Consider the following 26,004-nt stretch of genomic DNA (forward strand, 5'->3'; position numbering starts at 1 on the left):
ATTTTCTAATAGTCTATGATTTCGGGATCGCCATATAAACGATATTCCATTCTCTTTTCCAATAATGTTACGTCTATATCTTCAACCTTTTCGTCCTGCATGAATTAGTGTTCAATTCTCCTATATGATAAACTTGCAAGAAGTTATCTGCTATTTATCTATTAATAAAGGAGCGGAAAAATGATATGGGCAAAAAGAAAAAAACATTACCCGCCAATTTTGCCGAGCTGGTTAAAACGAATGATATATCTGCCTTAAAAGAGGTATTTGAGCTATGCGAATGGGATGCCCGCGGGGGTTACAGCAAAGGTACCGCCCTCAGCTTCCGGCAAATACCGGATGAAATGGTTTCCTGGCTTGTGGAGCAGGGTGCTGACATCAACGCTGCCGACAACTATAAGCGTACCCCTCTTCATGCTCAGGCTGCAACCTGGTCCGGAAATGTCCCCTTACTCCTTGAGCTAGGTGCAGATATGGAAGCTCTGGATTACCAGAATGAGACACCGCTGCACTCAGCAGCAGCTTCTTACAAAACAAAAGTAGTGCGGGATCTGGTGGAACGCGGTGCAAATGTCCATGCAGAAAATAAGCGAAAAAACACACCTCTCGCCAAAGGATTATTACAATGCCGGAATATCGATATAGTTCACATGGCAGAAATCTCGCGAATTATGCTGGATGCAGGTGCAGCAATTACGCCGGAGATGAAGGAATCCGTGCGGCGTATCGGCAAGGATTTTGAATTCGTCAGAACAAATTACAATAAAGATCGACTGGATGAAACTGCAAATGCTCTCCTGGAGCTGTACCGGCAATTTGATGTCGAGCCTATAGCGAAACTGGAGAGACATGACGGAATTTCTCCCATCAAGGTAACGGCAGCCGCATGGCCCGCACAGCACCAAGAGCTGTGGGATTTTCTTGTCCCTGCTTCAGGACATGCGACAACGGTGCAGGGTGAGGTTATCCGCATCACAGGGCGGGTGTCTCATGAAATACTTAATAATGGCGGAGGAAACTGGGATGCCGATTACCGTAAAATGCTGGATGCACTGATACGGCATTTTAGCACGGGCACGCCTTTAACGCCCGCCCTTCTTCAAGAGGCAGCTGCACTCGCCAAGCGGTTCCGCAACATTGCTGGCAATGAGCAACCAGCCAGATTATGCGAGCTGGCGGTGCAATGGGTACTTGCCAATCCTCAGCCCATTTCTATGACACAACCCGATTATTCCCGTTAAGTCTTCTATATGAATATTCATGACAACATTAACCACCGTAAAAATAATCCAGAATCCTTAACGTTGTCAATTATCTAACTAAAGAAAACACAGAAACGCCCCGAAGAAAAAAACTTCGGGGCGTCGATTTACATAATTCTAGATCCAACAAGTTTTAAGGATAATGACGAGAAGAATGTAAAGCACAAGAATCGTACCCGTTGATGTCCAAGGATTAATACAAACTGGAGCCTTTTTTTGTTCTTGAACGCCCCCAACACAATTATATCCCATTTTAATCCCTCCCTAATTACTTTTTTTTAATTTCACAACAGCATATGACTATGTATCATCAAATGATTGGGCATTAAACAACTTTGTCGCTTGTATCTAAGCCTATGATTCTATTCATTTTCTTTAACTTGACAAGCATCAGTTACTGTATGCTAATATAGACAAATCAATAACGTTGATATATCATCTATTCTTCAATTAGGAGAGATTATATGGATTCCAAAGACCCGCTAGGTTTAGTGATTCGCGATTTACATTTGGAAATAGCAAATTATTTAACAAAATTGCTTGCCCCTGTTCGACTTGCGCCTGAACAACATCTACTTATGGCTTTGTTGCTTGAGAAAGAAGGTTTATCTCAGAACGAGATTGCTAATAAACTTGGGAAGGACAAAGCCAGTGTTGCCCGAATGATCGCCAGCTTAGAGAGCAAAGGTTATATACACAAAATAACAAGTACGCAGGATCGTCGTTCGGTAAATGTTTTTGTCACAGACGAAGGCAGAAAATTAGGATCTACAATAAATGAGGTGACTATTAAATTAAACGAAGTTATCGCAACAGGACTATCTCCTGCGGATTATTCAACACTTAAGACTTTGTTAACTCGTGTGCAGGATAATGTAAGAGGTGCTTAGAGCATTTCTCTCCTCCTCATAGTTGATATATCATCTATCCAGCATAAATAATCCGAATCAAAATTCTGAAAAGAGGTTCATCATTATTATGGAATCAACATCAACTGTTCAAGTTAAACGTCCCGCCCTTATGGCCTTCTCGCTTATGCTAGGTGCATTCGTCGGGCTATTTAGTGAAACCGCCTTAAACATGGCTTTTACAAATTTAATGGATGAATTTTCAATCAACGCCTCAACGGTTCAATGGCTAACCACAGGATATTTACTTGTATTAGGAATCCTCGTTCCAATATCCGCCCTATTAATGCAATGGTTTACCACTAGACAATTATTCACAGCTTCCTTGCTATTATCTATCGTCGGTACATTAATTGCTGCCCTCTCCCCTAATTTCAGCTCATTATTAATTGCACGATTAGTGCAAGCCTTAGGGACAGGCTTATTGCTTCCATTAATGACCAATATTATTCTTATTATTTTCCCTGCACATAAACGCGGAACTGTCATGGGAATGATGGGGCTCGTTATTATGTGTGCACCGGCCCTTGGACCTACTCTATCTGGTTTAATTGTAGATCATTTTGGCTGGGAGTATATCTTTTGGATAAGCTTACCTTTATTGTTATTTACATTAGGTTTCGGATTAACATTAATCAAAAATGTAGCCAACATCACAAAACCTAAAATAGATATTTTATCCATCTTGCTTTCTACGCTTGGATTTGGTGGAATCGTCTTTGGTTTTAGTAACTTTGCTGATCATTCTTTGAGTGAAATCATTGTTTTGTTGCCTCTTATTATTGGTTTCATCAGCTTAATCTTGTTTGTATTACGGCAATTTAAATTGGAAACCCCAATGCTGAATTTACGGGTATTTAAATATCCCATGTTTACGATAGGTCTTATAATGCTCTTTTTAGGAATGATGATCATTTTATCTTCTGCAATTTTATTACCTTTATATTTAAAAGGAGGTTTGTTGTTATCGGCCACAATGGCTGGTTCTCTACTTCTTCCAGGCAGTGTTATTAACGGGGCTATGGCTCCAGTTACGGGTAGAGTATTCGATAAATACGGTCCGAAATTATTGCTGCCGCTTGGATTTTCCATCACAACCATTGCTGGTTTTCTATTTACAAGAAACTCAACTGAAACCAGTAGCCTAACCTTTATTTTAATACACTGCGCAATGTTTATCGGATTAGCAATGGTCATTATGCCCGCTCAAACCAATGGGTTAAATCAATTACCTGTGAAATACTATCCGGATGGGGCTGCTGTTATGAGTACACTTCAGCAAATTGCAGGTGCTCTTGGTACAACGTTCGCTGTTACGCTAATGTCTAGTGGACAAACACGATTCGCAATCACACACCCAACCGCTGCACAGCCTGAAATATTAACCGCTGGAATTACACATGCTTACTTATTTATCGCAGCAATTGCAGGTATAGGATTGATTATATCGTTATTTGTGAAGCGTATTCGAGTGTATTGATTTGTATGTTAAAAAGACAGTGGACATGAACTGCCCGCTGTCTTTTTTTTCAAGTATAATCCTAAGGCTTTAACTCATATGTTTTTCATAAAAAACTAATGTTAAGTTGTCATTTATTCTTTTGGTTTCCCCCGTGCTTCTATACCCTAACTTTTCATATAAATAGCAATTCCTTTGCTCTTGTATAATACTATCCAGCTCCCATTTCTTTGATACTGACCCGATAAGTTTTATTTTCCTTTTTAAGGATGCGGACACCACCCACAACAATATCAAAACTCTTAATCATGTAATAATCTGCAAAAGACTGATTAATTCGATCCCTTATTTGTTCCACAGATTCATTGGCTGGGCTGGTTTCATAATCTTTATATTTCTCCAGCAATGGCATAAAGGCTTTGACTTGCATTTCATGAATAAACGCTGCGTCACTCGCGTCTGCTTTACATATAGAAATCTCCATAAAGTTATACCCCTCCGAAAGTTAGTAAATATATAAGCTGTCAGATATTCTTTTTATCCTCCGATTTAGAGGAATCTCTAAAAGAGCCCAAGATACCCGTAAACAGCCCAACTAATCCAATAAAAACGCCTATCCCGCGGCCACCCTCATAGGCTAATATCACAACTACTCCAAACAATGTAATGTGAAGCCCAAAAAGTTGAGTTTGCACTCCTGATTTCAAATAAAGACACTTGAGCCTCCCGGCTCCAGCGTCTCATCATGTGGATTTATGGTTTGTTTTTGGGAAGGATATAGAGTGTTCCGTCTTCTTTATATTCAGCATAGGCAATATCCTCAATGCAATTATAGCCCTGCTCTCTGACGCGTTCCTTAATCTGCTCCTTGTTCATCGATCTGCCACGCATGGACTCTTCCAGTACCCTGCCTTTATCAATAACTGTAACGGAAAAAGCAGAAGATTGCTCATCTTCAGACTTGCGCATTACCGATAGAGAACCGTTCGTTTCGAGCAGAGCATACCGTACTTCACTTAGGGAAAAGATATTTTGTTGCCTCAGCATGAACAGCAGTTGGGTATACTCAATATCATATTTCTCCAACAAATCCTGATTCACTTTGCCATCGTCAATTAGCAGCACTGTCCGGCCTTCCGCCATGTTCCCGAATTTCACAAAATGGGTAGTCACCTTTTCGAACAGATAAGATAATGCGGTCCAAATAAAAAGAGCAAACAGCAGATGCCAGATCTTCACCTCATCATCATATATCGTATTGCCGACAATTTCACTTAAAATCAATGAAGACAGAAAATCAATTGGTGTCAATTGACTAAGCGTCTTGCGGCCGGTAATAAAGGTAATGATCCACAAACCAAAAAAGCTGATGACCAATTTGACGCCTATAGTTACAAATATCTCCATTGCTGCACCTCCAGATGGGACTCGCGCAGGCACGTTGCCCTTTTTACACGAAATCCATTCATGAAAGGTATTACACACTCCTAGTGGGGTATAAACAGCAAAAGATACTCTCTACAACTTGCCTATGTTGGGATGGTTATAAGGAATGTTGTCCCTTTGCCTTTTTCACTATCGACTTCAATATTTCCTTTCACTTTATCGACGGTACTGTAGACCATAAGCATACCCAGCCCCGTCCCTTCTGCTTTAGTAGAATAATACGGTTTACCGAGTCGCGATATTTCATCTTTAGTCATGCCGACTCCGTTATCTTTGATACTGATCATAATATTTTGCTTTTTTTCAAATATATCGATAAATAGCGTTCCGCCATCGGTTTCCTTCATCGCTTCTATACCGTTTTTATATAAATTAATTAGACACTGCTGAATCTGGTTCCGGTCATAATTTTTATTTAAGGAATTATTAAAATTGAATTGAACATCTACTTTGTGCATGGTGGCATAAGGCATTATGATATTTTTAGTATATTCTGATTCTGCCTTCATATTGGAGTAAACCATGTTTTCAGATTGTGGCTTGGCAAAGGAGAGATAATCACTTACAATTTTTTCTGCTCGCTGTAGCTCTTGTAAAGACAACTCTACAAATCCCTTTTCCTCTGGCGTCATTGTTTTAGATTTATTTAATAGCTGCAAAAAACCACTAGTCACTGTAAGTGGATTTCTGATTTCATGGGATACACTTGCCGCTAGCTCGCTGACGACATTTAATCTTTCCGATTGGACAATCCGTTCCCGATTTTTAATATTAGATATAATTTTTTCAATCAAAATCATAATGACACTCATCACCCCAACATGAGTCGTCAAAGCATTTAATGAAAGAATCCAAAATTGCCTGTCTAAAGAATCCTGAACCAAACCTAAAATAAACAGATAAACCCCCATAATTAGCAAAGCAATCAGATTTGCCGCAATCACACGACCTTTCGATGGTAATTTTAAAAATCTGTTTTTATATAACGGCACCAAAATCAGAATCGCCGTCGCAAATAGAAACGAATAAAATACGCCATCTCCACCCACATAGAATCTGTACGCATTCAAAATAATATATAGAGGAAAAACATTCCTATATCCTCCAAAGAGTGCCACAATAATAAACGGAATGTACCTTAAATCAAAAATATAGCCAATTTCTAGTCTGATAGGTTTAGCGATACAGAGACTCATGGTCACTGCTGACATAAAAACGAGAATCAATCTATTGTAGGAATAGGCCCGATTCTCAAAAAATATCAGAAATGTTAATACTGGAAAAAGCAAAAACAAAAAATTCAAAAGTAGGGTTTCAAACAAGAGATGACTTCCTTTCAGCCTTTTGCTGCGTAAATGAATATATTCAAGGTTATATTAAGGGTTTTAGATAATTACCTAAGCTAACATTATAAGTCACAGTATTGACTATACACTATGTATTTCTCAACCATTTTTCAAATAATCCCAAAAAATCATACTATAGAACCACAATTAGCAAAAAAATACAGACATCTGAAGTCTGTATGGGGTCATCAATTTTCGTATTCCTGAATATCCACATTATAAACTGTACCTTCGTAGTTTTTATGGCTGGAAATGAATCATTGAATTTGTTTTACACAGAAAACAGCCATCCCCTCAGGATGGCCGGTTTTTATTTCACTAAAAATCCGTTAACTGTGATATGGAGCGGCGCCTAATTTAACTTCGCTCGGATCTCCACTTTTGATCATAGCAATGGAGACAGCTATAAGCAATATTTTCCGGTGAATAAATAAGTACTACAGCCTAAAAACAATTTGATCTCCTGTCTCATTGTTCTTGAAGGGTTTACCATATTTCCTGAACTCTAATGTAACGCCTGAAGGATCGTCAGAAAGCGGTGGAGAAATCACGTAATTATAAGAAGCTTGTCCGGTTGAACTTCCGCCATTCGTCATTCGACTATCATATTCTTCTCCTATAAACAGCTCGAAAAAGCTATGGCTATAAGAATTTGCTGGAAGCTCAGTTGTCATGTCCCAATCTATATTAAGGGTGACCACACTAGCATTACTGTATTGACGTATAGAGGTCAGTGTATAAAATAATTCATCTTTCTCAATTGATTTAAGAACTGCAATATGTTTTCTAAAATCAATTGGCTCAACCATCGGTTTAAAATGCTCTTCACTTAGCAATGTCCCAAATACCGCTTTCAAAAAATCCTCATAGAGCTCATAATTTTCTGCCCATTTAGAGATAGATTCAAACGGTGGGAATCCTGGATTATTATTCGAGATTTCCTTTCGTTGCTTGATCAATGCACATATTTGCTCGTCGATATCCTTAATTTGCAGATCGTAATGTTCAGTTGGTCGTACAAACGGCATCCTTTTCATTTTGAACCTCCTTTTTGCACAAATGCAAAAGAAATCTCAGCTTCACATACCAGCTCACTATTTACTGTTGCGATGCCTTTGCCTTTTACAATCTCACCTTTCATCCGATTGACTTCGAATTCGAGAAGAAGCTGATCCCCAGGCGTTACTTGGCGCTTAAAACGGGCATTATCAATGCCAACTAATAACCCTATCTTGCCCATCAGCTTTTCGTTTTTGCACATTGTGATTCCTCCTACCTGGGCTAATGCCTCCACAATTAAAACACCTGGCATAACAGGATGCTCAGGAAAATGGCCGCTAAAAAACGGTTCATTAATGGATACATTTTTTATACCTACTGCTCTCTTGTTCTCCTCCAACTCAATAATTCTGTCCACTAAAATAAACGGATAGCGATGAGGAATAAGTTCTACAATCTGCTGTATATTTAGCATAATTCCCGTCTTAGCCTCCTAAAATACTTTTTGGGTAATTTTAACACCAGAAGAGATTTTGTACTACTCAAAAATACCAAAGCAACTGGCTTATAACATCACTTCTGGAGAACCTAAAAAACAACGGCAGCCCTGAACTAGTAAATAAAGTCCACGACTGCCGCTTTTTATTGATCTACTGTATCCTGTTAGCTTAAGATTCAAACTCAATTAACAAACACCTGTGTCTTTCTCCCTGCTTCAATTCGTTCAGTGAATTTTCCGCCAGTGTATTCCTCTATTACCTTTTTCCAAAAGCGTTGTGCGGGCTCATTATTATCTATTTGATAAACTTCCCATTGCCCCTTATGTAAATTAAAAATATCTTTTGCAACTAGTCTACCTAATCCTACTCTCCGATACTTTTTTATAATAAAAAACTCTGCAATGGAAAAGTATAAATCATCATCTCTATTTTTTAATTTGACTAAAACGAATCCAGCATTTTTCTCATTCAGAGTTAACAGATATGGGAAATTCGACTCTTCTGTCCAGTAATCGTTGAGAGGATAATCATTAAATTTTCCGTTTTCTTCAAGGTGCAAATCCATATACTCGGAGAAATCATACATATAAAATTGCATTAGGTTGTTGAGGATTTCTTTTTCTTCAAGGGTTGCCCTTTTAATTTGATAGTTCATTTAATAATCATCCCATATCTATATTTTATCTAATTAGTAAAGGAATCTTCTATTTTCTCGGATAAGTTTCTTCGCATCCTTTTGAAATAAAACAATTGTTGTTGTACGCTTCAATGGATTGATTCCCAAATTACTTTGCAGTAATATGTTACCACTCAAGAATACTCTCTTTCAACTTTACAAATTTTCACTTTGTAATTTTGGTACCATTCTTTCTTACCTTTCTCCTGAGCAACTTTGTGAGATTGATGCTGTTTCCAGTTACTAATCGCCTCTAAGCTCTCCCAATAAGAAATCGTAATACCCGCTCCTGAAGAATTCCGGACACTTTCCACTCCTAAAAACCCTGGTTGCCCGGACGCAAGCTGCTCCATTTTTTCAGCCATAATGTTATATCCGTTATCCCCCTCCGTACGTTGACTTGAAAATATGACTGCATAATAAGATCCGTTTGATTCATGAACCATTCCGCTCAAACTCCCCTTTAATCGTAGATGTTTTTTTATAAAACAGATTATACTATTATAATTAAGATAAAAATAATGAATATTAATTATTAGTTTAATGAATTTTTTTCATATATTATTGAGGAGAGAAATTATTATGAATCTTTTAAAATATCAGATTTTCAGTAAGGTAGTTGAGATTGGAACTGTGAAAATAGGTACTTTCACTAGTGTATCGATCCAATGGATGCCCCAAATCATTAAACAATTTCAAAATCAGTTTCCACATATTGAAATAAAACTACTTGATGGTAACTACTCTGAAATAGAAGAATGGATTACCGATGGAACCGCTGACTTGGGATTTGTAAATCTGCCTAGTAAGTATACTCCCCGAAATGATTCTGTCACATCTCCCCGACAATGTATGTTATCGCCCATTAGAAGGAGAGCATTATCGTTCTATTGGCATTGCAGCCGCATCCATTAAAAATGCCTCTCCAGCGGCAAAAAAACTAATTGAATTCATAACAGAATGGATCACCCAACGTGCCCAACCCTCCGCATTACCGTGATTAATGATACGGCTCAACGCGCTGTCTGTAACGGCCAGCTTTAAGGTTATCCTTCGCAGAGTAGTCCTTTTTTGAATCTAGTATTAACGTCAGCGTCAGGGAAAAATGAACCTTGTCTATGTATCTTTTGCGTAATTCACTACTCCCGGAACACGAAAATTCGCATAACATAGAGAACAGCCTGCTGGCTGTTCTCTATCGCTGTCTGCCTTAGAAGCACGTGAACGAGCTAATCCGATTCAAATCAATGCCGAAGTACGACCAGAAAAAACCGTTCCATCTGAACCCTGCAATAGAATTACGTCCGACGAATACCGGAAAGAACCAGAATTGCTCGCCGTTGTTCAGCCAAATGTATGTGTTGCGGAACAGGCAGCGTCTGATCCCGCCGGGATCAATGGCAAATGTGGTAGTCGACATTTGCGGCACGAATTGCGGTGGAGGAGCCGTCGGCGCTTGAACGCCTCCTGGTGCACCCCCCGGAAATTGTCCGGGGGTTCCCGGAAACCCTGGTCCCCCGGGTCCTCCAGGTCCTCCGGGTCCTCCCGGCATGCCAGGTCCGCCAGGTCCGCCCGGGAATCCTGGAAATCCTCCGCCGGCTCCCGGTGTTGGAAAAAATCCCATATGTGATCGCTCCTTTCAATGAGTAGGCATAATCATCATATGCATTCGTGGAGAGGGCGCTTGGGCGCAATGGGCGTTTTTTCAAAAAATGAAAATCAACAATAAGATCTAACATAGGCAATATCAAAAAACTAAACTTGCTCCTACTTATAGTACGGTTCAACGCATCATAAATAAACTAAGCCAATTACACTCATCAGCACCTGCTGAATTAATTCCGTCCACGTCACCTTGTTAAGTTTTCAACTTTAATGTTAAATCGTCACTGATGAGATGCAGATGCTTGGTCAGCCTTCACACAATCAATAGCGACAACGAACGCAATCATGAGCGTCTCCATCTCATCATTCAATATTTGAACCTTATAGCTATCACCCCAAGTGAACCACTCCTTGTTCACTTTACCGATGACTACACCATGCTGTAAAACCTGAAAATCCATGTCCCACCAGTTACCATGTACCTCAATGTCAGCAGCATCAATCGTATAACGTGCTTTAAAGAAAGAAAACTCCTTCTTAATCGTTAACACCTCTCGACCATCTACTTCAACAAAAAACTTTGGTAAAAAACTGAACACCTTTTTCGTAATTAGTGCGACTTCATCTCTTGTTGTATTCATAATAGAGAAAGTCTTGGGAATTTGCATAAAACTGCCCTCTACGTAATAGACATCTTGCTCCTGCTGATTCTTTACCGTGAATTTACCACTTAGACTGAATACCTTTTGTTTTATATAAAGTTGCTTCATTCTAAGCCTCCTATCGCTCCTTAGTTAACATCATTTTAGAGAAATGTTATAGTTGTTTTGTCATAATAAAGTCTATTTGTTCCTCATCACCCATATAAAAAGAATGAGTTCCTGTATGAACAAACTTCATTTTTTCATAAAAGCTAATGGCGTTCTTATTTTTTTCCCAAACCCCCAGCCAAATCTTCTCTTTATTACATTGTATCGCTATTTCTATAGCTTTATTTATTAGATATTGCCCAAGCCCCTGTTTATGAAATTTTTTCCTAATATAAATCCTCTCGATTTCAAGCCAATCATTGCCCATTACTTCAGATTGAGCATCATCGGTGTTAACCTTTAAATACCCAGCGATTTCTTCATTAAAATAAATAAAACAGAATTCTGATGAGCTATCCGACAATTCTTTTTCTAATTGCTTTAAGTTAAATGCTCTATCCAAGTAGGCTTTCATATTTTCAGGTGAATTCTGATTACTAAATGTCTCATTAAATGTTTCAACACTAATTCCTTGAAGTGAACCTAAATCTTCTAACGTGCACTTTTTTATATTTATAGCCATTGTGTTTTCTCCTTTTAAAATATCAATTTACAAATAAACTTTATTTTGAGCTCTATTTATATGGTGTTATGCAGATGTGACAGGAAAATAGTATACCATAATTGTTGTATTTGCAACAAAAACTAAGTGTTTTCCATTCATCCCACCTATTAGCGTATTGGCGTAATCAGTCTCTATGCGGCAGTCAGGACTCCAAAAGTGGAAGCGAACGAGGTTTTTGGGGTTCGATGATGGATGGCGGTTACTTTCGGACCCAGATGACGTTATTTGCGAATATTTCGGCTTTGGAGCAAGGGTTCGGACTCCAGTGCAGTTATTCCCCTGAAAAGGCTGCTTTCGGGGTGTTTTTCAGGCCAATAGCGACTATGCGGTCCGTTAGAATTCCAAAAATGGTATATGACGCGTCTAAGGGTCATCTGAGTCCGATAGATGCTTCCGGACGCGCAAATGTGATCGAAGAAAGTGTGACTTGGGAGTGTGATAGCGGAAGAGAACAAAATTTGAGGATTCGGTGATGAAGAATGTGAGCGAGGTTTGGGGTTGAATGATGGAGAATGTGAGCGAGGTTTGGGAAATCGGTGATAGCGGTAACAAACGAAGTATGAGAAATCGCGGATGGAGGAAGCGAACGACGTTTGGGGATTCGATGATGGAAGACGGTTACTTTCGGACCCAGATGACGTTATTAGCGAATATTTCGCCTTTGGAGCAAGGTTTCGGACTCCAGCGCAGTTATTCCGTCGAAAAGGCATCATTTGGGGTGTTTTTCAGGCCAATAGCGACTATGCGGTCCGTTAGGATTCCAAAAGTGGGATATGACGCGTCTAAGGGTCATCTGAGTCCGTTAGCCACTTCCGGACGCGCAAATGTGATCGAAGAAAGTGTGACTTGGGAGTGTGATAGCGGAAGAGAACAAAATTTAAGGATTCGGTGATGAAGAATGTGAGCGAGGTTTGGGAAATCGGTGATAGCGGTAACAAACGAAGTATGAGAAATCGCGGATGGAGGAAGCGAACGACGTTTGGGGATTCGATGATGGAAGACGGTTACTTTCGGACCCAGATGACGTTATTAGCGAATATTTCGCCTTTGGAGCAAGGTTTCGGACTCCAGCGCAGTTATTCCGTCGAAAAGGCATCATTTGGGGTGTTTTTCAGGCCAATAGCGACTATGCGGTCCGTTAGGATTCCAAAAGTGGGATATGACGCGTCTAAGGGTCATCTGAGTCCGATAGCTACTTCCGGGTGCGCAAATGTGATCGAAGAAAGAGTAGTTTTTGGGGGATAGCGGAGGTGACAAAATTAGAGTGTTCGATGATGGAGAATGTGCGCGAGGTTTGGGAAATCGGTGATAGCAGCAAACGACGTTTCTGGATTTGCGGATGGAGAAAGCGAACGACGTTTCTGGATTCGCAGATAGAGGAAACGAGCGACGTTTTGGGGTTCGATGATGGAGCAAAAAAAATGAGGTGCCCCAGTAGCCATTTTCGGCTTTTGGGACACCCATCCTCTCCGCAGTGCGCATATAGCGCGGTATGGTGGACTGGTCAGAGCCCGGTTAAAGCCATCTCATAAATCTTTTTTTAGATAGTTTAATCTGATTATGTTCGGCCCATGCGGTTAGTTCTTTCATACCTTTGTATTCTTCGTCAAGAAAACTAAAACATAATCTATAGGGAGGAAATTTGTGATCTACAGGTTTAATGCCTATTACGGGTATGAAATAGCCCTTTACATAAATATTCTCAATTTGTTTCGCTTGAATTTCTTTGTTATCTACTAGTATAGAGTCTGGAAGAATCCGAACCTCAATGAACTTTCTAATCGTAATGATCCTATAGAGCAATATGATTACAACAATCAGACAGAAGGTCAACCATATATAACCAAAATAAAGTAATACTTTATACTCCATATTATTTCTGGCATTTAACAGTAGTATGCTACTTGAAAAAATCATAGAAAACAGAAGCGACATTAACGACGGACGACTCACTTTATAAGCTCCTATATTTTCCATAACCCCCTCACTTTCTCAGACTATTATAGCTTACTATATTTCATAAATTATGGATATGGCACCTCTTTTTAATCCACTGGAATCTCAATCACCTTGTTATATTCCTTCATATAATGTATTCCTTCTATCAGAATATTTTCAGGTTTCGTTTGTGTATCAAATAATAAGGTGCGTTCCTTCATGAGTTTACCGTTGTTTTGTTCTGACTCTTTTTGATTAATTGTTGTTTTTAAAGCCGTGTTTTCGCCAGCATTTTCTATAGACACACCATCCAGCATTACATCCTCATCTGTAGCAATAGTTACTTCAATCCCTTGAGCGGTATTGGACACATCCTTAATCCATAATTCTTTATCCCCCAGTAGAATCGGCTCATTACTATCAGCATTTAGAGGATACTTCTCTTCCAGCTTCTGATATCCAACAAACTCTTTAACAACCAGCTGCAATGAATGTAGTTCTTTTGGCAAGGTGTCATAACGAATATCAAATGATCTCCCACCCAGCGAGGTTTTATTGCTACTGCCTAATATTTCTACAGGCTTTCCATTGGCAATTAATTGAATGCCTTCTAACCCTAATCTTATTCGATCGAAATTCTCGACATTCATACTCCCTTTAATCACAGTCATGGTTGGTGTGGCCGTGATCGATTTGAAGGTAATTGATCCTTTGTCGGCTTTGACCTTTTTATTAATCGACTGTTTGATCTGAGTCACCATCGCTTGATTTGGATTATAAGAAAACGTTATGCTCCCTTCACTCATCTGCCCTTTCTGTAGAGGTCCCCAGTAATGAAGTGTTAGTTTTTTCGAAAATGGGCTTACGCTATCAAATGTCATCGTGCCTTTTATTTCTGTATGTTCGTCATTGATTAAAGATACGCCACTTCTTATGTTGGAATTCGTGAGAAACCCTTCTATTTTAGAAGGACTAAAATGATCTCCCGTCTCCTCTAGTCCCTTAGGATTGTTTAACGTGTAATACACAATAAATTGATTGGCATCTGCCATAATTCCGTTAATCTTAAGTTCTGTTCCATCTGCTAACGTCGTCTTTTTGTCTATGCTTTGTCCCATTCCTTGTTCATTGAGTTGTTGTAAAGTTCCCTCTAGCACCTCATCAAAACCAAATAACTTTTTTCCATAATAAGCGAAGGCATTATAGCTGTTTCCAGTAACCACTATCACTAATAAGATGACGGCTGCAATCTTCCAGAGGGGGGAGCTTTTTCTTTTTATTCTTTTTGGGGGTGCCGAGTCTAAAGCATTTCTTAATCTCATTTCTAAACCCTCAGGTGCAGTTATGGACTCTAAATTCCTCTTCTCATCCACCAATCGTTGTTCGACGTTATCGTTCATCAACATCACCTCTGTAATGATTTTTTAGCGTTTGTAATCCATTGTAGATTCTTGATTTAACAGTTCCGATCGAGACCTGTGTAATGTCAGCTATCGTTTGATAATCGAGATCATGAAAATACTTTAATTGAATTGCTTCTCTTTGCTGCTCGTTCACATGTAACAATAACGCCTGCATATCCATTTGCTGTTCACTTTTATGATAAGGATCGCCTGGTGCAACATGGACGCTTTCCATCTTATCATTGGAGCTCCAATCCTCTAATAACACCAGTTTGCTTCGCTTATGAAGCTGCCTTTTGCAGCCATTTACCAAAATCGTTTTACTCCAGCTGTAAAAAGACTCCTCTTTCTTAAGTTGATCAATCTTCTCGTATAACGTAACTATCATTTCCTCCATGGCATCCATTGCATCTTGCGCATTTCCCATATAGCTGTACGCAAGCCTATAAAAAACATCTTTTTCAGACATAATTAAGTGCAGCAAAACTTCTTTATTTCCTTTTTTGGCTTTTTTCACCAATCGTATAACATCCATGCCTTCACCTCTCTCCCCTATATGAGTCAGGAGCACTGTAAAAAGTTCATCTTCATAAAAAATTTTTATATATTGCGAACTATTCAATCCACCTAAACTGTAATATTAAGGAAAATTTCACTCAGACATACCCAAATCTAGTTGATTTTAAACGCTTCAATGTAATAGAATGAACTAATCTAAAAAGAAAAGGATGGGCATAAGCAATGCCGTTTAAAGAACCTCGTACCCTCAGTAAAAGATCCCTGCTATTCTTCTCTCTCATTATGCTTGTAAAAAGCTATTTTGCCTGGTATTTTCTATTTGAAGATGGCCCTACTTGGACCACTTGGCTTAAAGAAATCCCTTTTGTACTTCTAGTCTTTTGCTTGATTGAATGGTTCGCTACGAAACGAAAAATTGCAATTTACATGCTTGTCAATGTGTTGATTACTACTCTATTTTTCTCATTAATTGTATATCATAATCATTTTGGCATCATTGCTACTTCGCAAGTATTAGATCAGGTCAAACAAGTGGGAGCCGTAAAGAAAAGTATATTTTCGGTCCTTCGTCCTCAATATATGCTTATCTTTGTGGATATCATTGTCATCAGCTTGGTGATGTTTAGAAAACAGAAAGCACTGGATTGGAAAAAAGCCATGTCGCGCAAAAGTAACCGTAAAGCGGTGGCAGTCCTGTTCTGTATTTCCATCATCATTTGTGCAATGAATATTTTTCCAAACCGTGCCAGTATGAACGAAACGATTAAAGCGGAGCAAATGGGCATTCTTAATTATGAAGCCTACTCTCTGCTAGCTGATCAAGAGGAAGAACAAATTGACGTCTCTGAGATTACGCAATCCACTATTGATAAAACCAAAGGAATTCAAGCGATCTCTAACCCGGTTTTATTTGGAGCCGCCAAAGGAAAAAATCTAATCATTCTGCAAATGGAGTCTTTCCAGAACTTCTTAATCAATCTAAAGATTGATGGACAAGAAATCACACCAAATATGAACAAGCTTGCGGCCAGCAGCTTCTACTTCCCGCGTTTCTACCAGCAGGTTGGACAAGGCAACACTTCTGACGCAGAGTTTATTGTAAACACTTCTTTTTATGTACCACCTGATGGTCCAGCTACCCAAATGTACGCTCCTAAAGAGCTTCCAAGCTTACCCAAGCTGCTGCAAGCACAAGGTTACGATACGGCAACATTCCATACGAACGAAGTCGACTTTTGGAACCGTGGTGAGCTTTATAGTGCTTTGGGATTCAATCGTTATTATGATAAAACTTACTTCGGGGAAGAAGACACAGTATTTTATGGCGCTTCTGATGAAGTTTTGTATGAAAAAACCGCTGCAGAGCTGGCAAGAATGGATCAGGATAACCAGCCCTTCTACTCCCATGTAATTTCGATGTCATCTCATAACCCGTTCTCCATCCCAGAGGATAAATACAAAATGACACTTCCAGTGCGATTCGAAGGAACGCTTGTTGGCGATTATATTCGGGCTCAGAATTATGCTGATTATGCGCTAGGACTTTTTATCGATGAGCTCAAACAAAACGGAGTATGGGATAACAGCTTGATCGTATTGTACGGGGATCATCGTGGACTGCCTATCTTCTCTCTAAAAGAGGATGATCATCTCCTACTGGAAGAGATTCTCGGCCATGAATATTCGGAACGTGAATTGATTAATATTCCGTTGATCATGTCAGCGACAGGGATTACAACACCTAGTGTAAAAGAACAGCTGGGCGGGCAAGTGGATATTTTACCTACCGTATCTAATTTATTGGGTGTCTCTCTTACAGATCATATTCATTTCGGACAAGATCTCTTGAATCAATCAACATATAACTTACTTCCACAACGGTATTATTTGCCTACAGGATCTTTCGTAAATAACGAAGAGCTCTTCTTATCCGGCAGTGGCTTCGAGGATGGCCAGCATTATACTTTATCTGGTAACGGCGATCAACCTCTGCAATCCACAGAAGACGAATTCGAGCGTGCCTTACAGCTGCTCCATTTGTCAGACAGCTATGTTACACAGCTACCGGATAGAGTTATTGAAGAATAAGCTGCAATGTACAGCAAAAAAGACTGTGCTCGCCAAATCGGCGAGCGCAGTCTTTTTCTATAATGGTTATTATTTTGACTCTTTAACAACTAGTTTAAGCGGTGCCGCAATCAGCTTTTCTACGGTTTTGCCTTCTAATACATCCTTAGCGGCTTGAATGGCTAGCTGGCCAATTAATTCAGGCTGCTGAGCAACGGTTCCTGTTAATTTACCAGCTTCGATGGATTTAAGTGCATCTTCATTTCCATCAAAACCAATCACAGGGATATTCTTGCCTGAACTTTGAATGGCTTCAATGGCACCTAGCGCCATTTCATCATTATGAGCGAAAACTGCTTGTACGCCAGGATTTCCTTGTAGAAGGTTCTCCATAACGGTCAGGCCTTTCGTACGGTCGAAATCAGCCGTTTGCTTAGCAATGACATCTAGCTGGCTGTCCGCAATTTCATGGAATCCCTTACCGCGTTCCCGAGTCGCTGACGCTCCTGGGGATCCTTCTAGCTCGATGACCTTTGCACCTTTCCCAAGCTGCTCTACAATATATTCTGCCGCCATAGAGCCACCCTTTACATTGTCAGAGGCAACTAGAGCTTTGATATCCCCTTGATCTGCGGAACGGTCCAACGTAACGACGGGAATATTTAAACTGTTAGCTGTTTGCACTACCGTCGAGATCGCTGATGAATCTACAGGATTGATCAATAACGCATTCACACCTTTTTGCATCAAATCTTCGACGTCATTACTTTGTTTAGCAGAATCATTTTGGGCATCAATGACAAGGACTTCCAAGCCTTGCTTCTTAGCCTCGGCCAAAACACCATCTTTAACGGATACAAAGAAGGGGTTATTTAAAGTAGATATGGATAATCCAATCTTCATATTCTCCATGCTTCCACCACTGCTAGGCTTAGCCCACTCTGGAGGCTCCAAGGAACATCCTGTCATGAGAATTAATAGTAAGGAAGTAAGAATCAAAGTTAACTTTTTCATGTTGGAATCCCCCTTATACGGCTTTCTTACGGTCTATGAGTACGGCAATGGCAATAACGATCCCTTTGACCACCATTTGGTAAAAAGAGGATACGCCGAGCAAGTTCAAACCATTGTTCAAAATCCCGATAATCAGTGCACCAATCAATGTGCCTACGATACGTCCACGACCACCAGTTAAGCTCGTACCGCCTAATACTACAGCTGCGATAGCATCCAGCTCATAGGATGTGCCTGCTGTGGGTTGTGCTGAGTTCAATCTGGAAGTCAGGATAGCTCCTGCCAATGCGGACAACATACCGGTCAATGAATAGATCATAATTTTAATGCGGTCTACTTTAATCCCTGAAATAATTGATGCTTTTTCATTACCACCAATGGCATAGGTTTTACGACCAAATGGAGTTTTGTGCAATACAACCCATAAGACTGCGAAGACGATGAGCATTGTTATAGCAGGTACAGGTATTCCCAGTAAATATCCACGACCAAACAATTGGAAGGTCATGCTGTCTCCAAGACCTGTGATTGGATTACCGTCTGTGTATACAAGAGTTAATCCCCGGAAAATCGTCATGGTCGCCAACGTAGCGATAAATGGTGCCATTTTACCTTTGGTAATCATGAGTCCATTGACCATCCCCATCACACCACCCGCTAAACAACCTACAATAATAGCTAAGACAGGATCCCAACCTGACAACATCAGGTTAGCTGTGAAGGCACTGGATAGGGCTAGAATAGAACCCACCGATAAATCGATACCACCCGTTAGAATAACAAAGGTCATCCCAAAAGCGATAAGCGCATTTATGGCAACTTGTCTAAGCAAGTTCAGGATATTAAGGGGCTCCATAAAGCTTGGGTTCAACACCGTAACGATAACAATTAGAATAATCAGCCCTAGTAATGGACCTAGCTTCTGTGTAATTTGCCCGATTTGAAAACCTTTATTTTCTCTCTCACCTTTGATAGTTGTCATTACTATTGCCCCCCTGTAGCTAACGTCATGATTTTTTCTTGCGTAGCTTCTAGTTGTGATAGCTCTCCACTAATTTCCCCTTCATGAACCACTACGATCCGGTCGCTCATTCCTAAAACTTCAGGAAGCTCTGACGATACCATGATAATGGCGACTCCACGTTCCGTTAATTCGTTCATGAGCTGGTAGATCTCCCGTTTAGCTCCTACGTCCACTCCACGGGTAGGTTCATCGAGGATAAGCACACTTAAGCCAATCCCAATCCATTTGGCGATGACCACTTTTTGTTGATTCCCCCCGGATAAATTCCGGACTAAAGTGGAGGAAGACTGTGTCTTGATGTGCAGCCGTTTGATAAGTATGTCTACAAATTCTTGTTCTTTTTTATCAATGATTACACCCTTAGGAGCGAAGCTATATAAATTTGTAAGGACCATATTGTCTCGAATAGAGAAATCAAGCACTAACCCTTCATCTTTCCGATCCTCCGTAACGAATCCTATCCCCGCCTTCATCGCATCATTGGGATTTCGAATCGTGACCTTTTCTCCCCGTACCATAATCTCACCACGGTCTAACGATTCCAATCCGAATAAGGTTCTCATCATTTCTGTTCGTCCAGATCCCATTAATCCTGAGAAGCCTAAGATCTCACCAGAACGAACGGAGAAATTAACATCTTTAAATTGCCCTTTTTTCGTGGCATTTTTGACTTCAAGAACAACCTCTCCGGGTTTGGAGGTACGCTCAGGAAACCGGTCAGTTAATTCACGCCCTACCATCTTCCGAACTACATCATCGAAGTTAGTCTCTGGAATGGGCTTCGTGTCTACTGTTTTCCCATCTCGCATGACCGTTATTCGGTCACATATCGTAAAGATCTCTTCCATCCGGTGCGAAATATACACGATGGAGACGCCTTCCTTTTTAAGGGAAGTTATGACTTCGAACAATTTTTGGATTTCCCGTTCGGTTAATGCCGCTGTCGGTTCGTCCATGACGATAACTTTTGCATGAGTCATAAGCGCTTTTGCAATCTCAATCATCTGTTTCTCACCTACCGAACATTCCCCCGCCTCTTGATTTAAGGGAATCGTTACGGAGAGCTTACGAAATTGTTCATTTGCTAACGCTTTCATCTCTTTCATATTTAAGATCCCTAGTTTGGAGGTTCGTTCCTTACCAATAAACAGATTATCTAGAACCGTCATATCCGGCCACACGTTCAGCTCCTGATGGATAAAAGCGATCCCATAACGTTCAGCCTCTTTGGGATTATTAAAGTATGTTTCCTGACCATCTATAGTAATGGTCCCTTGATCACGCTGATGCAGTCCAATCAGAATGTTCATCAGAGTAGACTTGCCTGCGCCATTTTCTCCCATTAGGGCATGAACTTCGCCATCCTTCAGTTCAAAATCCACACCCGTCAACACACGGTTAGCCCCAAAAGATTTATAAATATCTTTCATCGTAATGTGCATACGCTTTGAACCCCCTTTTTATCAAAAATAGACCCCGGCTTGTAAAATACAATTTGCATAAGGCTTAGCTTCCCCCGTACGAATGATGACCTTCGCATGCTGGGTTAACCATTTAAATTGTTCATGTGAAATCGCCTCTATAGGTATTTCCTTAAATTTGTCATTCAAGTATTCAGAGGTATCTTTATTTTTTTCAGCTAATTCCTCTGCTACGATAACTTTCTCAATGACCATATCCTCTGAAATGATTTCGACAAGCTCTTGAAAGCTGGGAACTCCCAATTTAAGTGCTAAATCAATCTTTGGAACACCAGGTGGAACGGGTAATCCAATATCAGCAATGACAATCGTATCGGTGTGGCCTAAATCAGTAAGCACTTTGGAAATATGACTGTTTAAGATTCCTTGTTTTTTCATAATTAAAGACTCACCTCCACCTCTACTCTTGTTGGCATGCCACCTTGGGCACCAAATTTTGTGACGGATAAAGAAGCCGCGCGATTGGCAAACTTTACACTAGTTCGAATAGACTTGCCTTCAGCTAGAGCAACAGCAAATGCCGCATTAAAAGTATCTCCTGCTCCAGTGGTATCTATAGCATTTACTTTATAGGTGGGAACTAAAACTTCCTGTTTACCATCGTAATAACGCACACCATTGCTGCCCTCGGTTATAAATAACTTATTGGGATATTTGCGTAAAGCTTCAGCAGTACTCATCTCAGGAAATAATATTGCACATTCATGTTCATTGGGTGTTAAATAGGTGGCATTGTTTATAATCGTTTCACTGATAGGACGAGCAGGTGCTGGGTTTAGCAACATAGGCACATTGAATTTGTGGCAAATCTCACTTACAAAAGACACCGTTTCTTCCGGAATTTCTTGTTGGATTAATACCATGTCAGAGCCTTTAATATTCTCAAGTGCCCGTTCAACCAATGCAGGAGTAACTAAATCATTGGCTCCTTTTACAACGATAATGCTGTTATCGCCTTCCGCTAAAATGATGTGAGCTGTTCCGCTTTCGGCATGTGTAACCGGTTCCACATTGGCGGTAAAAACGCGATTCTTTTTCAGATTATCCATGATAGCGGTACCATAGAAATCATCACCTACACAACCAACCATCGTAACTTCTGCTCCAAGACGGGCTGCAGCGACTGCTTGGTTCGCGCCCTTACCGCCCGGAACGGTGGAGAATTGTTCTCCAAGCACAGTCTCACCCGCGTGAGGTCGCTTATTCGAAGTCACTACTAAATCCATTGAACAGCTGCCAATTACACAAATCTTAGCCATTTTCATCAACCTTTCTCATGTTGTCATCTATTCTTTACTTCTTGTAGTTTCCCGCTCCACAAAGCTAACGGGTAGTTGAATAATCTTCTCTTCCACCTTATCTTGCTCAATTAGCTTAATAAGTAAACCCGCGGCTTCTCTACCCATATCATGTGCCGGCTGGCGAATGGTGGATAAAGCAGGTGACAACAAGCTGCTAAGCGGGATATCATCAAATCCGATGATTTGCAGATCCTGCGGCACTCTTTTACCTAAACGATGTGCTTCATGAATGACTGCCGTCGCCACAATATCATTACTGGCAATTACGCCATCTGTATCTATATATTTAGCAAATAACTCCACAGCCCATTGTTCTGCTACTGTATGGGAGAAGGATGAAGTTTGGATCACATTATAGCTGATTCCCATTTCATTAAGTACTTCAATCGCCCCAAGAAATCGATCTTGTGCAGGTTTGATATGCGCCGGTCCTTGTATTACTGTGATTTTTTTGCTTCCCCGTGCGATAATCTCTTGTGCTGCAAGACGTCCGCCCTTTTTGCCATCTGCGTATACGGAAGGGCTATCGTTAGAAGTACGGTCCAGAAATACGACCGGAATTTTCAAGTTAGAATAAACGTCGCTCTCAGGGAAGTTGGTTGACGATATCATGCCAATGACATTATTTTGGATAAAGGTTTGAATATAATCCATCTCTTTGTCCTCGTTCTCATCACTATTGCCAAAGATGATCCGATAACCTTGCTCCTGCATCCGATCCTCTATCCCCCGCGCTAACTGCGGGAAGAAGGGGTTGGTAATATCAGGCAAGAGCAGCCCGATTAATTTAGATTTCCGCTTGTACAATGATCTTGCAACCTCATTAGGGGTATAATTCATTTCTTTGATCGCTGCCTCAACCTTTTTGCGAGTATCGATATTCACATATCCAGATTCATTTATAACCCGTGAGACTGTTGCTACCGAAACTCCAGCTATTTTTGCGACATCTTTGATCGTCATCATTCTTTAATTCATCCCCCAATGTGTAACCGGTTACATGTATTACATAAATTAGATTATCACATAACCTTTTCATTTACAAATCTTTTTTTTGATCATAAAGCTAACAAAAGATACCAATTATATATCGATATCTTTTGTTATTTGAATTTATTTATCTGCAAAGCGATTTAATAATTTTATTGTATTGAAGTGCATACCTTCATGGTAAAGTGTGAAATTTATGAATTCACCGATTGAATTTAAGGTTAATCCACTTCCTGTTGTAAGAGGGGTTACTTGCTCACTTAAGCGATTGTGAAAAGCTTCCTGGATCCGTTTGGGTTGCTCCGTAAGCATCTCAAGTAAAACTTCAAGCGTTGGCGGTTCCTCATTCCACTCGGCTGGTTTAGTCCCTTTCGCAAATAAGCGTTCAAAGCTTGCCGGCAATTGCATAAGCTCCCTAGCAGAATGAAAGGCAAACTTCTCTTGCACCAAATAAATATGTCCCAAGTTCCAGCGGATATTGTTATTAAAACCTTCTGGAATACTATCTAAAATTCCCTCAGAAAGTCCCTCGACAGCACGAACAGTAACACTACGCACAAACTTAAGTTGTTTGAATATGATTTGATCCATTATGACCCCTCCTAACTTTTATCCATAGTTTACCATAAGCTTATCTTTAATTTCCTAATATTATTTTAAACTTAATTGTTTCATAACGAGCGTAATAAACGACTGCATATAGCTTTCTTGAAGTTCCTTCTTTCTGTAACCCATCCATATCGAATGCTTGGAGACTACATTTTCTACTGCTACATTAGCTAATGTTCCCTGATCAAGATAAGGTTTCGCCAACAAAGCGGATACATAACTAATTCCATAACCGGCAATCACAGCTTGAATAACTTCATTCACTCCATTAAATTGAAGCCCAATCGTTGGCTGCTGTACACTTCTTTCTTCACACAACCGGACAAGCCGCTCTCTGGCTGCACTGCCCTCTTCTCTCATAATAAATGCTTCAGACATCACTTCTTCAAAGCTAACCTGCTGATTGGCAAAAGGGTGATGGGAAGAAACCACGAATACATACTCGTCCCTATATAACTCCCGATGTTCGAACACTCCTGTATTATGCGTAGGAAACTCCATATCACTGTAAATCGCTACGTCTGCTTCAAAATTATTCAATTTTTCCATGACTCCATGAGAATTAGTAGTAGTGATCTGAATGTTAACTTCCGGAAAAGATTGTTTGAATAATGACGCCCACCGGGGAATGAGGATGCTTGTTGCCAAATAATTACCTGCAATCCGCAGATTCCCCTCAGGAAATTTGTGATAGTCTTCAATGATTTGCTGGACTTGATCACCCATGGCAAAAAACTTCTCAAGAGGTTCGATTAACCTTTTTCCTAAAGGGGTGAGCACCATCCTCTTTCCTTTAATTTCAAATAACAAAATATGATTCTCCCGTTCAAACTTACGGATTTGCGCTGATATAGCGGGTTGACTGATATGCAAACGTTCAGAGGCTTTGGTCACACTACCTGTGATCGCAACGTAATAAAACAATTTTAATACATGATAGTTCATCATGATTTCTTCCTCACCTAATAAAATAATATCTCTAATCGCCGCTTATCTATCCTCAGCCATTTACTATAACTATACATTATGGATGTTAACTATTATATATTGTTTATTTATATTTTTTTCTCTTATACTTACAACTATTCATAAGGGAGGTTTTGTTAATGACAAAGACAGTATTATACTTAACCCGCCACGGGCAAACAGAATGGAATTTACAAAAACGAATGCAAGGGCATCAAAATTCTGCGCTTACAGCCTTGGGCGAACAGCAGGCCGAATGGTTAAGGGATCGTTTGCAAGTAGAAAACTTAGGCGCAATTTATTCTAGTACTAGTCCAAGAGCATTGCATACTGCGCAGATTTTACGGGGAAAGCGGAGTTTACCTATTCAACAGCAAGTTTCTTTAATGGAAATAAACATGGGGAGCTGGGAAGGAATGAATACGGATCAGATACAACTAGAATCCCCTTTACAATATTCCCATTTTTTCACCAGACCCGATCTATATATTCCTCTAACCTCAGGTGAGACTTATAAGCAGCTTGAAGAAAGAGTAGTGCCGACAATGGAGCGCATCATAAACGATAACGTAGGGCTAGAGGTGCTCATCGTCACCCATCGGATGACTTTAAAAGTCATTATGGCTTATTTTCTTAATAAATCATTGCAGGAAATAGGGGAGTTACCGGATATTCTCTCTACTGCATTATGTAAAGTAACCCTAACTGATAACAATACAACCATCGATCTGTATGGAGATACTTCACATTATCAATGACTATGGGTCAAAAAATAAGAAGGTAACTCCGATTAACGGGGCTACCTTTTTAGCGTTCAACATTAAATATCCACACTTTTGATTATAAAACTGCGGACCTTCATCCATTTGCCTGAAATGAATTCATCAATCGTTTTCGTCTTTGGTCTAACGCAAAAGCGGTGTTTTGCCCCTTTATCAAAGCCCACAGCTTCAAAAATTAGGCTGTCCCCTATTTGCTCCTTGAAGAACACCTGCTTTAATCCCAACCTATTTAACATTTCAAGCTTTACGCTCTCAATATATGTGCGCGAATACTCCTTAGACATATGTGTTCCTCCTAGTAGTGATAGTAATATTATAAGTCAATAGGAAGAAAA

31 protein-coding genes and 1 pseudogene are annotated in these 26,004 nt (G+C 40.0%); 9 read left to right on the forward strand and 23 right to left on the reverse strand.

What is annotated here, in order from left to right; all coding sequences use genetic code 11:
- Nucleotides 1-185 precede the first annotated feature (185 nt).
- Nucleotides 186-1,241, forward strand: a complete 1,056-nt coding sequence (locus tag MKZ16_RS20725; protein WP_076104981.1) for an ankyrin repeat domain-containing protein — start codon at nt 186-188, stop codon at nt 1,239-1,241.
- 138 nt (nt 1,242-1,379) lie between these two features.
- Here MKZ16_RS20725 and MKZ16_RS20730 read toward each other — a convergent pair whose 3' ends face one another.
- Nucleotides 1,380-1,460 (reverse strand): YjcZ family sporulation protein, encoded by an 81-nt coding sequence (locus tag MKZ16_RS20730; RefSeq protein WP_232061537.1) that lies wholly within the window; start codon nt 1,458-1,460, stop codon nt 1,380-1,382.
- Nucleotides 1,461-1,726: 266 nt separating this feature from the next.
- Between MKZ16_RS20730 and MKZ16_RS20735 the strand changes: the two genes are divergently transcribed.
- Together MKZ16_RS20735 and MKZ16_RS20740 are read left to right on the forward strand one after the other, a co-directional pair.
- Nucleotides 1,727-2,152 (forward strand): MarR family transcriptional regulator, encoded by a 426-nt coding sequence (locus tag MKZ16_RS20735; protein ID WP_076104982.1) that lies wholly within the window; start codon nt 1,727-1,729, stop codon nt 2,150-2,152.
- Nucleotides 2,153-2,234: 82 nt separating this feature from the next.
- On the forward strand, nt 2,235-3,650 hold the full coding sequence (locus MKZ16_RS20740; RefSeq protein WP_143759051.1) for an MDR family MFS transporter: 1,416 nt from the start codon (nt 2,235-2,237) through the stop codon (nt 3,648-3,650).
- Nucleotides 3,651-3,840: 190 nt separating this feature from the next.
- On the opposite strand, the gene MKZ16_RS20745 is transcribed toward MKZ16_RS20740, so the two are convergent.
- The 7 genes from MKZ16_RS20745 to MKZ16_RS20775 all read right to left on the reverse strand — a co-directional run bounded on the left by MKZ16_RS20745 (nt 3,841) and on the right by MKZ16_RS20775 (nt 9,042).
- Nucleotides 3,841-4,113: a hypothetical protein gene (locus MKZ16_RS20745; RefSeq protein WP_305953735.1), complete on the reverse strand. Its 273-nt coding sequence runs from the start codon at nt 4,111-4,113 to the stop codon at nt 3,841-3,843.
- Between the two features lie 269 nt (nt 4,114-4,382).
- The gene (locus MKZ16_RS20750) at nt 4,383-5,036 is read right to left on the reverse strand and encodes a DUF421 domain-containing protein (RefSeq protein WP_076104985.1); all 654 of its coding nucleotides are present in this window, start codon (nt 5,034-5,036) and stop codon (nt 4,383-4,385) included.
- Between the two features lie 122 nt (nt 5,037-5,158).
- On the reverse strand, nt 5,159-6,397 hold the full coding sequence (locus tag MKZ16_RS20755; RefSeq protein WP_038572208.1) for an ATP-binding protein: 1,239 nt from the start codon (nt 6,395-6,397) through the stop codon (nt 5,159-5,161).
- Between the two features lie 461 nt (nt 6,398-6,858).
- Nucleotides 6,859-7,458, reverse strand: coding sequence for a chorismate mutase (locus tag MKZ16_RS20760; RefSeq protein ID WP_076104986.1), 600 nt, complete (start codon nt 7,456-7,458; stop codon nt 6,859-6,861).
- Complete coding sequence (gene fabZ, locus MKZ16_RS20765) at nt 7,455-7,895, reverse strand: 3-hydroxyacyl-ACP dehydratase FabZ (RefSeq protein WP_076104987.1); 441 nt, start codon at nt 7,893-7,895, stop codon at nt 7,455-7,457. The genes MKZ16_RS20760 and fabZ overlap by 4 nt, the downstream gene beginning before the upstream one ends.
- Before the next feature lie 206 nt (nt 7,896-8,101).
- Nucleotides 8,102-8,575 carry a GNAT family N-acetyltransferase gene (locus MKZ16_RS20770; RefSeq protein WP_036688911.1) on the reverse strand — a complete coding sequence of 158 codons (474 nt, stop codon included), beginning with the start codon at nt 8,573-8,575 and terminating at the stop codon, nt 8,102-8,104.
- Nucleotides 8,576-8,730: 155 nt separating this feature from the next.
- Nucleotides 8,731-9,042 carry an antibiotic biosynthesis monooxygenase gene (locus MKZ16_RS20775; RefSeq protein ID WP_076104988.1) on the reverse strand — a complete coding sequence of 104 codons (312 nt, stop codon included), beginning with the start codon at nt 9,040-9,042 and terminating at the stop codon, nt 8,731-8,733.
- Nucleotides 9,043-9,208: 166 nt separating this feature from the next.
- On the opposite strand from MKZ16_RS20775, the pseudogene MKZ16_RS20780 reads away from it, so the two are divergent.
- Nucleotides 9,209-9,596: pseudogene (locus MKZ16_RS20780) on the forward strand (LysR family transcriptional regulator substrate-binding protein); the annotation flags it as partial.
- Nucleotides 9,597-9,806: 210 nt separating this feature from the next.
- On the opposite strand, the gene MKZ16_RS20785 reads toward MKZ16_RS20780, so the two are convergent.
- The 3 genes from MKZ16_RS20785 to MKZ16_RS20795 form a co-directional block, all read right to left on the reverse strand.
- Nucleotides 9,807-10,220 carry a transporter gene (locus tag MKZ16_RS20785; RefSeq protein ID WP_076104990.1) on the reverse strand — a complete coding sequence of 138 codons (414 nt, stop codon included), beginning with the start codon at nt 10,218-10,220 and terminating at the stop codon, nt 9,807-9,809.
- A 262-nt stretch (nt 10,221-10,482) separates the two neighbouring features.
- Complete coding sequence (locus MKZ16_RS20790) at nt 10,483-10,971, reverse strand: LURP-one-related family protein (RefSeq protein ID WP_076104991.1); 489 nt, start codon at nt 10,969-10,971, stop codon at nt 10,483-10,485.
- 46 nt (nt 10,972-11,017) lie between these two features.
- Nucleotides 11,018-11,533 carry a GNAT family N-acetyltransferase gene (locus MKZ16_RS20795; RefSeq protein ID WP_076104992.1) on the reverse strand — a complete coding sequence of 172 codons (516 nt, stop codon included), beginning with the start codon at nt 11,531-11,533 and terminating at the stop codon, nt 11,018-11,020.
- Nucleotides 11,534-11,643: 110 nt separating this feature from the next.
- Here MKZ16_RS20795 and MKZ16_RS20800 point away from each other — a divergent pair, with 110 nt between their 5' ends.
- The 3 genes from MKZ16_RS20800 to MKZ16_RS20810 are packed head-to-tail and all read left to right on the forward strand — an operon-like array spanning nt 11,644 to nt 12,820.
- Entirely contained in the window at nt 11,644-12,048 is a 405-nt protein-coding gene (locus tag MKZ16_RS20800) for a hypothetical protein (protein ID WP_143759050.1), read from the forward strand.
- 29 nt (nt 12,049-12,077) lie between these two features.
- The gene (locus MKZ16_RS20805; protein ID WP_339814672.1) at nt 12,078-12,467 is read left to right on the forward strand and encodes a hypothetical protein; all 390 of its coding nucleotides are present in this window, start codon (nt 12,078-12,080) and stop codon (nt 12,465-12,467) included.
- Nucleotides 12,467-12,820 (forward strand): hypothetical protein, encoded by a 354-nt coding sequence (locus tag MKZ16_RS20810; protein ID WP_339814673.1) that lies wholly within the window; start codon nt 12,467-12,469, stop codon nt 12,818-12,820. Before MKZ16_RS20805 ends, MKZ16_RS20810 begins: the two co-directional genes overlap by 1 nt.
- 270 nt (nt 12,821-13,090) lie before the next feature.
- Here MKZ16_RS20810 and MKZ16_RS20815 read toward each other — a convergent pair whose 3' ends face one another.
- The 3 genes from MKZ16_RS20815 to MKZ16_RS20825 form a co-directional block, all read right to left on the reverse strand.
- Complete coding sequence (locus MKZ16_RS20815; RefSeq protein WP_076105271.1) at nt 13,091-13,552, reverse strand: hypothetical protein; 462 nt, start codon at nt 13,550-13,552, stop codon at nt 13,091-13,093.
- 68 nt (nt 13,553-13,620) lie between these two features.
- Nucleotides 13,621-14,913 (reverse strand): DUF4179 domain-containing protein, encoded by a 1,293-nt coding sequence (locus tag MKZ16_RS20820; protein WP_076105270.1) that lies wholly within the window; start codon nt 14,911-14,913, stop codon nt 13,621-13,623.
- A complete protein-coding gene (locus MKZ16_RS20825) occupies nt 14,903-15,451 on the reverse strand; it encodes a sigma-70 family RNA polymerase sigma factor (RefSeq protein ID WP_076105269.1) in 549 nt (182 codons plus the stop codon). Before MKZ16_RS20825 ends, MKZ16_RS20820 begins: the two co-directional genes overlap by 11 nt.
- Nucleotides 15,452-15,657: 206 nt before the next feature.
- On the opposite strand from MKZ16_RS20825, the gene MKZ16_RS20830 reads away from it, so the two are divergent.
- On the forward strand, nt 15,658-17,523 hold the full coding sequence (locus MKZ16_RS20830) for an LTA synthase family protein (RefSeq protein ID WP_038572228.1): 1,866 nt from the start codon (nt 15,658-15,660) through the stop codon (nt 17,521-17,523).
- A gap of 69 nt (nt 17,524-17,592) precedes the next feature.
- Here MKZ16_RS20830 and rbsB read toward each other — a convergent pair whose 3' ends face one another.
- From rbsB to MKZ16_RS20870, 8 genes are all read right to left on the reverse strand, one after another.
- Nucleotides 17,593-18,516, reverse strand: coding sequence for a ribose ABC transporter substrate-binding protein RbsB (gene rbsB, locus MKZ16_RS20835; protein ID WP_036688935.1), 924 nt, complete (start codon nt 18,514-18,516; stop codon nt 17,593-17,595).
- Between the two features lie 13 nt (nt 18,517-18,529).
- On the reverse strand, nt 18,530-19,498 hold the full coding sequence (rbsC, locus tag MKZ16_RS20840; protein WP_036688938.1) for a ribose ABC transporter permease: 969 nt from the start codon (nt 19,496-19,498) through the stop codon (nt 18,530-18,532).
- A 2-nt stretch (nt 19,499-19,500) separates the two neighbouring features.
- Nucleotides 19,501-20,982: a sugar ABC transporter ATP-binding protein gene (locus MKZ16_RS20845; protein ID WP_036688940.1), complete on the reverse strand. Its 1,482-nt coding sequence runs from the start codon at nt 20,980-20,982 to the stop codon at nt 19,501-19,503.
- 21 nt (nt 20,983-21,003) lie between these two features.
- Nucleotides 21,004-21,399, reverse strand: a complete 396-nt coding sequence (gene rbsD / locus MKZ16_RS20850) for a D-ribose pyranase (RefSeq protein ID WP_038572233.1) — start codon at nt 21,397-21,399, stop codon at nt 21,004-21,006.
- 2 nt (nt 21,400-21,401) lie between these two features.
- Nucleotides 21,402-22,280, reverse strand: a complete 879-nt coding sequence (rbsK, locus tag MKZ16_RS20855) for a ribokinase (RefSeq protein WP_036689135.1) — start codon at nt 22,278-22,280, stop codon at nt 21,402-21,404.
- Nucleotides 22,281-22,307: 27 nt separating this feature from the next.
- Nucleotides 22,308-23,288 carry a LacI family DNA-binding transcriptional regulator gene (locus MKZ16_RS20860; RefSeq protein WP_036688945.1) on the reverse strand — a complete coding sequence of 327 codons (981 nt, stop codon included), beginning with the start codon at nt 23,286-23,288 and terminating at the stop codon, nt 22,308-22,310.
- 147 nt (nt 23,289-23,435) lie between these two features.
- Nucleotides 23,436-23,903, reverse strand: coding sequence for a DinB family protein (locus MKZ16_RS20865; protein WP_076105268.1), 468 nt, complete (start codon nt 23,901-23,903; stop codon nt 23,436-23,438).
- 60 nt (nt 23,904-23,963) lie between these two features.
- Nucleotides 23,964-24,869: a LysR family transcriptional regulator gene (locus tag MKZ16_RS20870; RefSeq protein ID WP_081384084.1), complete on the reverse strand. Its 906-nt coding sequence runs from the start codon at nt 24,867-24,869 to the stop codon at nt 23,964-23,966.
- A gap of 158 nt (nt 24,870-25,027) precedes the next feature.
- On the opposite strand from MKZ16_RS20870, the gene MKZ16_RS20875 reads away from it, so the two are divergent.
- A complete protein-coding gene (locus MKZ16_RS20875) occupies nt 25,028-25,645 on the forward strand; it encodes a histidine phosphatase family protein (RefSeq protein WP_076100194.1) in 618 nt (205 codons plus the stop codon).
- A 62-nt stretch (nt 25,646-25,707) separates the two neighbouring features.
- Here the strand turns inward: MKZ16_RS20875 and MKZ16_RS20880 are convergent, their stop codons facing one another.
- Entirely contained in the window at nt 25,708-25,953 is a 246-nt protein-coding gene (locus MKZ16_RS20880; RefSeq protein WP_036688955.1) for a hypothetical protein, read from the reverse strand.
- Nucleotides 25,954-26,004 lie beyond the last annotated feature (51 nt).

This window comes from Paenibacillus sp. FSL R5-0928 (assembly GCF_037970385.1).
In the GTDB taxonomy this organism is placed as follows: Bacteria; Bacillota; Bacilli; order Paenibacillales; family Paenibacillaceae; genus Paenibacillus_AQ; species Paenibacillus_AQ odorifer.

Coding starts and splice junctions, on each gene's coding strand:
- MKZ16_RS20725 (WP_076104981.1), top strand. CDS start 186: ATGGGCAAAAAGAAAAAAACATTACCCGCCAATTTTGCCGAGCTGGTT.
- MKZ16_RS20735 (WP_076104982.1), top strand. CDS start 1,727: ATGGATTCCAAAGACCCGCTAGGTTTAGTGATTCGCGATTTACATTTG.
- MKZ16_RS20745 (WP_305953735.1), bottom strand. CDS start 4,113: ATGGAGATTTCTATATGTAAAGCAGACGCGAGTGACGCAGCGTTTATT.
- MKZ16_RS20750 (WP_076104985.1), bottom strand. CDS start 5,036: ATGGAGATATTTGTAACTATAGGCGTCAAATTGGTCATCAGCTTTTTT.
- MKZ16_RS20760 (WP_076104986.1), bottom strand. CDS start 7,458: ATGAAAAGGATGCCGTTTGTACGACCAACTGAACATTACGATCTGCAA.
- fabZ (WP_076104987.1), bottom strand. CDS start 7,895: ATGCTAAATATACAGCAGATTGTAGAACTTATTCCTCATCGCTATCCG.
- MKZ16_RS20770 (WP_036688911.1), bottom strand. CDS start 8,575: ATGAACTATCAAATTAAAAGGGCAACCCTTGAAGAAAAAGAAATCCTC.
- MKZ16_RS20775 (WP_076104988.1), bottom strand. CDS start 9,042: ATGGTTCATGAATCAAACGGATCTTATTATGCAGTCATATTTTCAAGT.
- MKZ16_RS20785 (WP_076104990.1), bottom strand. CDS start 10,220: ATGGGATTTTTTCCAACACCGGGAGCCGGCGGAGGATTTCCAGGATTC.
- MKZ16_RS20790 (WP_076104991.1), bottom strand. CDS start 10,971: ATGAAGCAACTTTATATAAAACAAAAGGTATTCAGTCTAAGTGGTAAA.
- MKZ16_RS20795 (WP_076104992.1), bottom strand. CDS start 11,533: ATGGCTATAAATATAAAAAAGTGCACGTTAGAAGATTTAGGTTCACTT.
- MKZ16_RS20805 (WP_339814672.1), top strand. CDS start 12,078: ATGATGGAGAATGTGAGCGAGGTTTGGGAAATCGGTGATAGCGGTAAC.
- MKZ16_RS20810 (WP_339814673.1), top strand. CDS start 12,467: ATGAAGAATGTGAGCGAGGTTTGGGAAATCGGTGATAGCGGTAACAAA.
- MKZ16_RS20815 (WP_076105271.1), bottom strand. CDS start 13,552: ATGGAAAATATAGGAGCTTATAAAGTGAGTCGTCCGTCGTTAATGTCG.
- MKZ16_RS20820 (WP_076105270.1), bottom strand. CDS start 14,913: ATGAACGATAACGTCGAACAACGATTGGTGGATGAGAAGAGGAATTTA.
- MKZ16_RS20825 (WP_076105269.1), bottom strand. CDS start 15,451: ATGGATGTTATACGATTGGTGAAAAAAGCCAAAAAAGGAAATAAAGAA.
- MKZ16_RS20830 (WP_038572228.1), top strand. CDS start 15,658: ATGCCGTTTAAAGAACCTCGTACCCTCAGTAAAAGATCCCTGCTATTC.
- rbsB (WP_036688935.1), bottom strand. CDS start 18,516: ATGAAAAAGTTAACTTTGATTCTTACTTCCTTACTATTAATTCTCATG.
- rbsC (WP_036688938.1), bottom strand. CDS start 19,498: ATGACAACTATCAAAGGTGAGAGAGAAAATAAAGGTTTTCAAATCGGG.
- MKZ16_RS20845 (WP_036688940.1), bottom strand. CDS start 20,982: ATGCACATTACGATGAAAGATATTTATAAATCTTTTGGGGCTAACCGT.
- rbsD (WP_038572233.1), bottom strand. CDS start 21,399: ATGAAAAAACAAGGAATCTTAAACAGTCATATTTCCAAAGTGCTTACT.
- rbsK (WP_036689135.1), bottom strand. CDS start 22,280: ATGGCTAAGATTTGTGTAATTGGCAGCTGTTCAATGGATTTAGTAGTG.
- MKZ16_RS20860 (WP_036688945.1), bottom strand. CDS start 23,288: ATGATGACGATCAAAGATGTCGCAAAAATAGCTGGAGTTTCGGTAGCA.
- MKZ16_RS20865 (WP_076105268.1), bottom strand. CDS start 23,903: ATGGATCAAATCATATTCAAACAACTTAAGTTTGTGCGTAGTGTTACT.
- MKZ16_RS20870 (WP_081384084.1), bottom strand. CDS start 24,869: ATGATGAACTATCATGTATTAAAATTGTTTTATTACGTTGCGATCACA.
- MKZ16_RS20875 (WP_076100194.1), top strand. CDS start 25,028: ATGACAAAGACAGTATTATACTTAACCCGCCACGGGCAAACAGAATGG.
- MKZ16_RS20880 (WP_036688955.1), bottom strand. CDS start 25,953: ATGTCTAAGGAGTATTCGCGCACATATATTGAGAGCGTAAAGCTTGAA.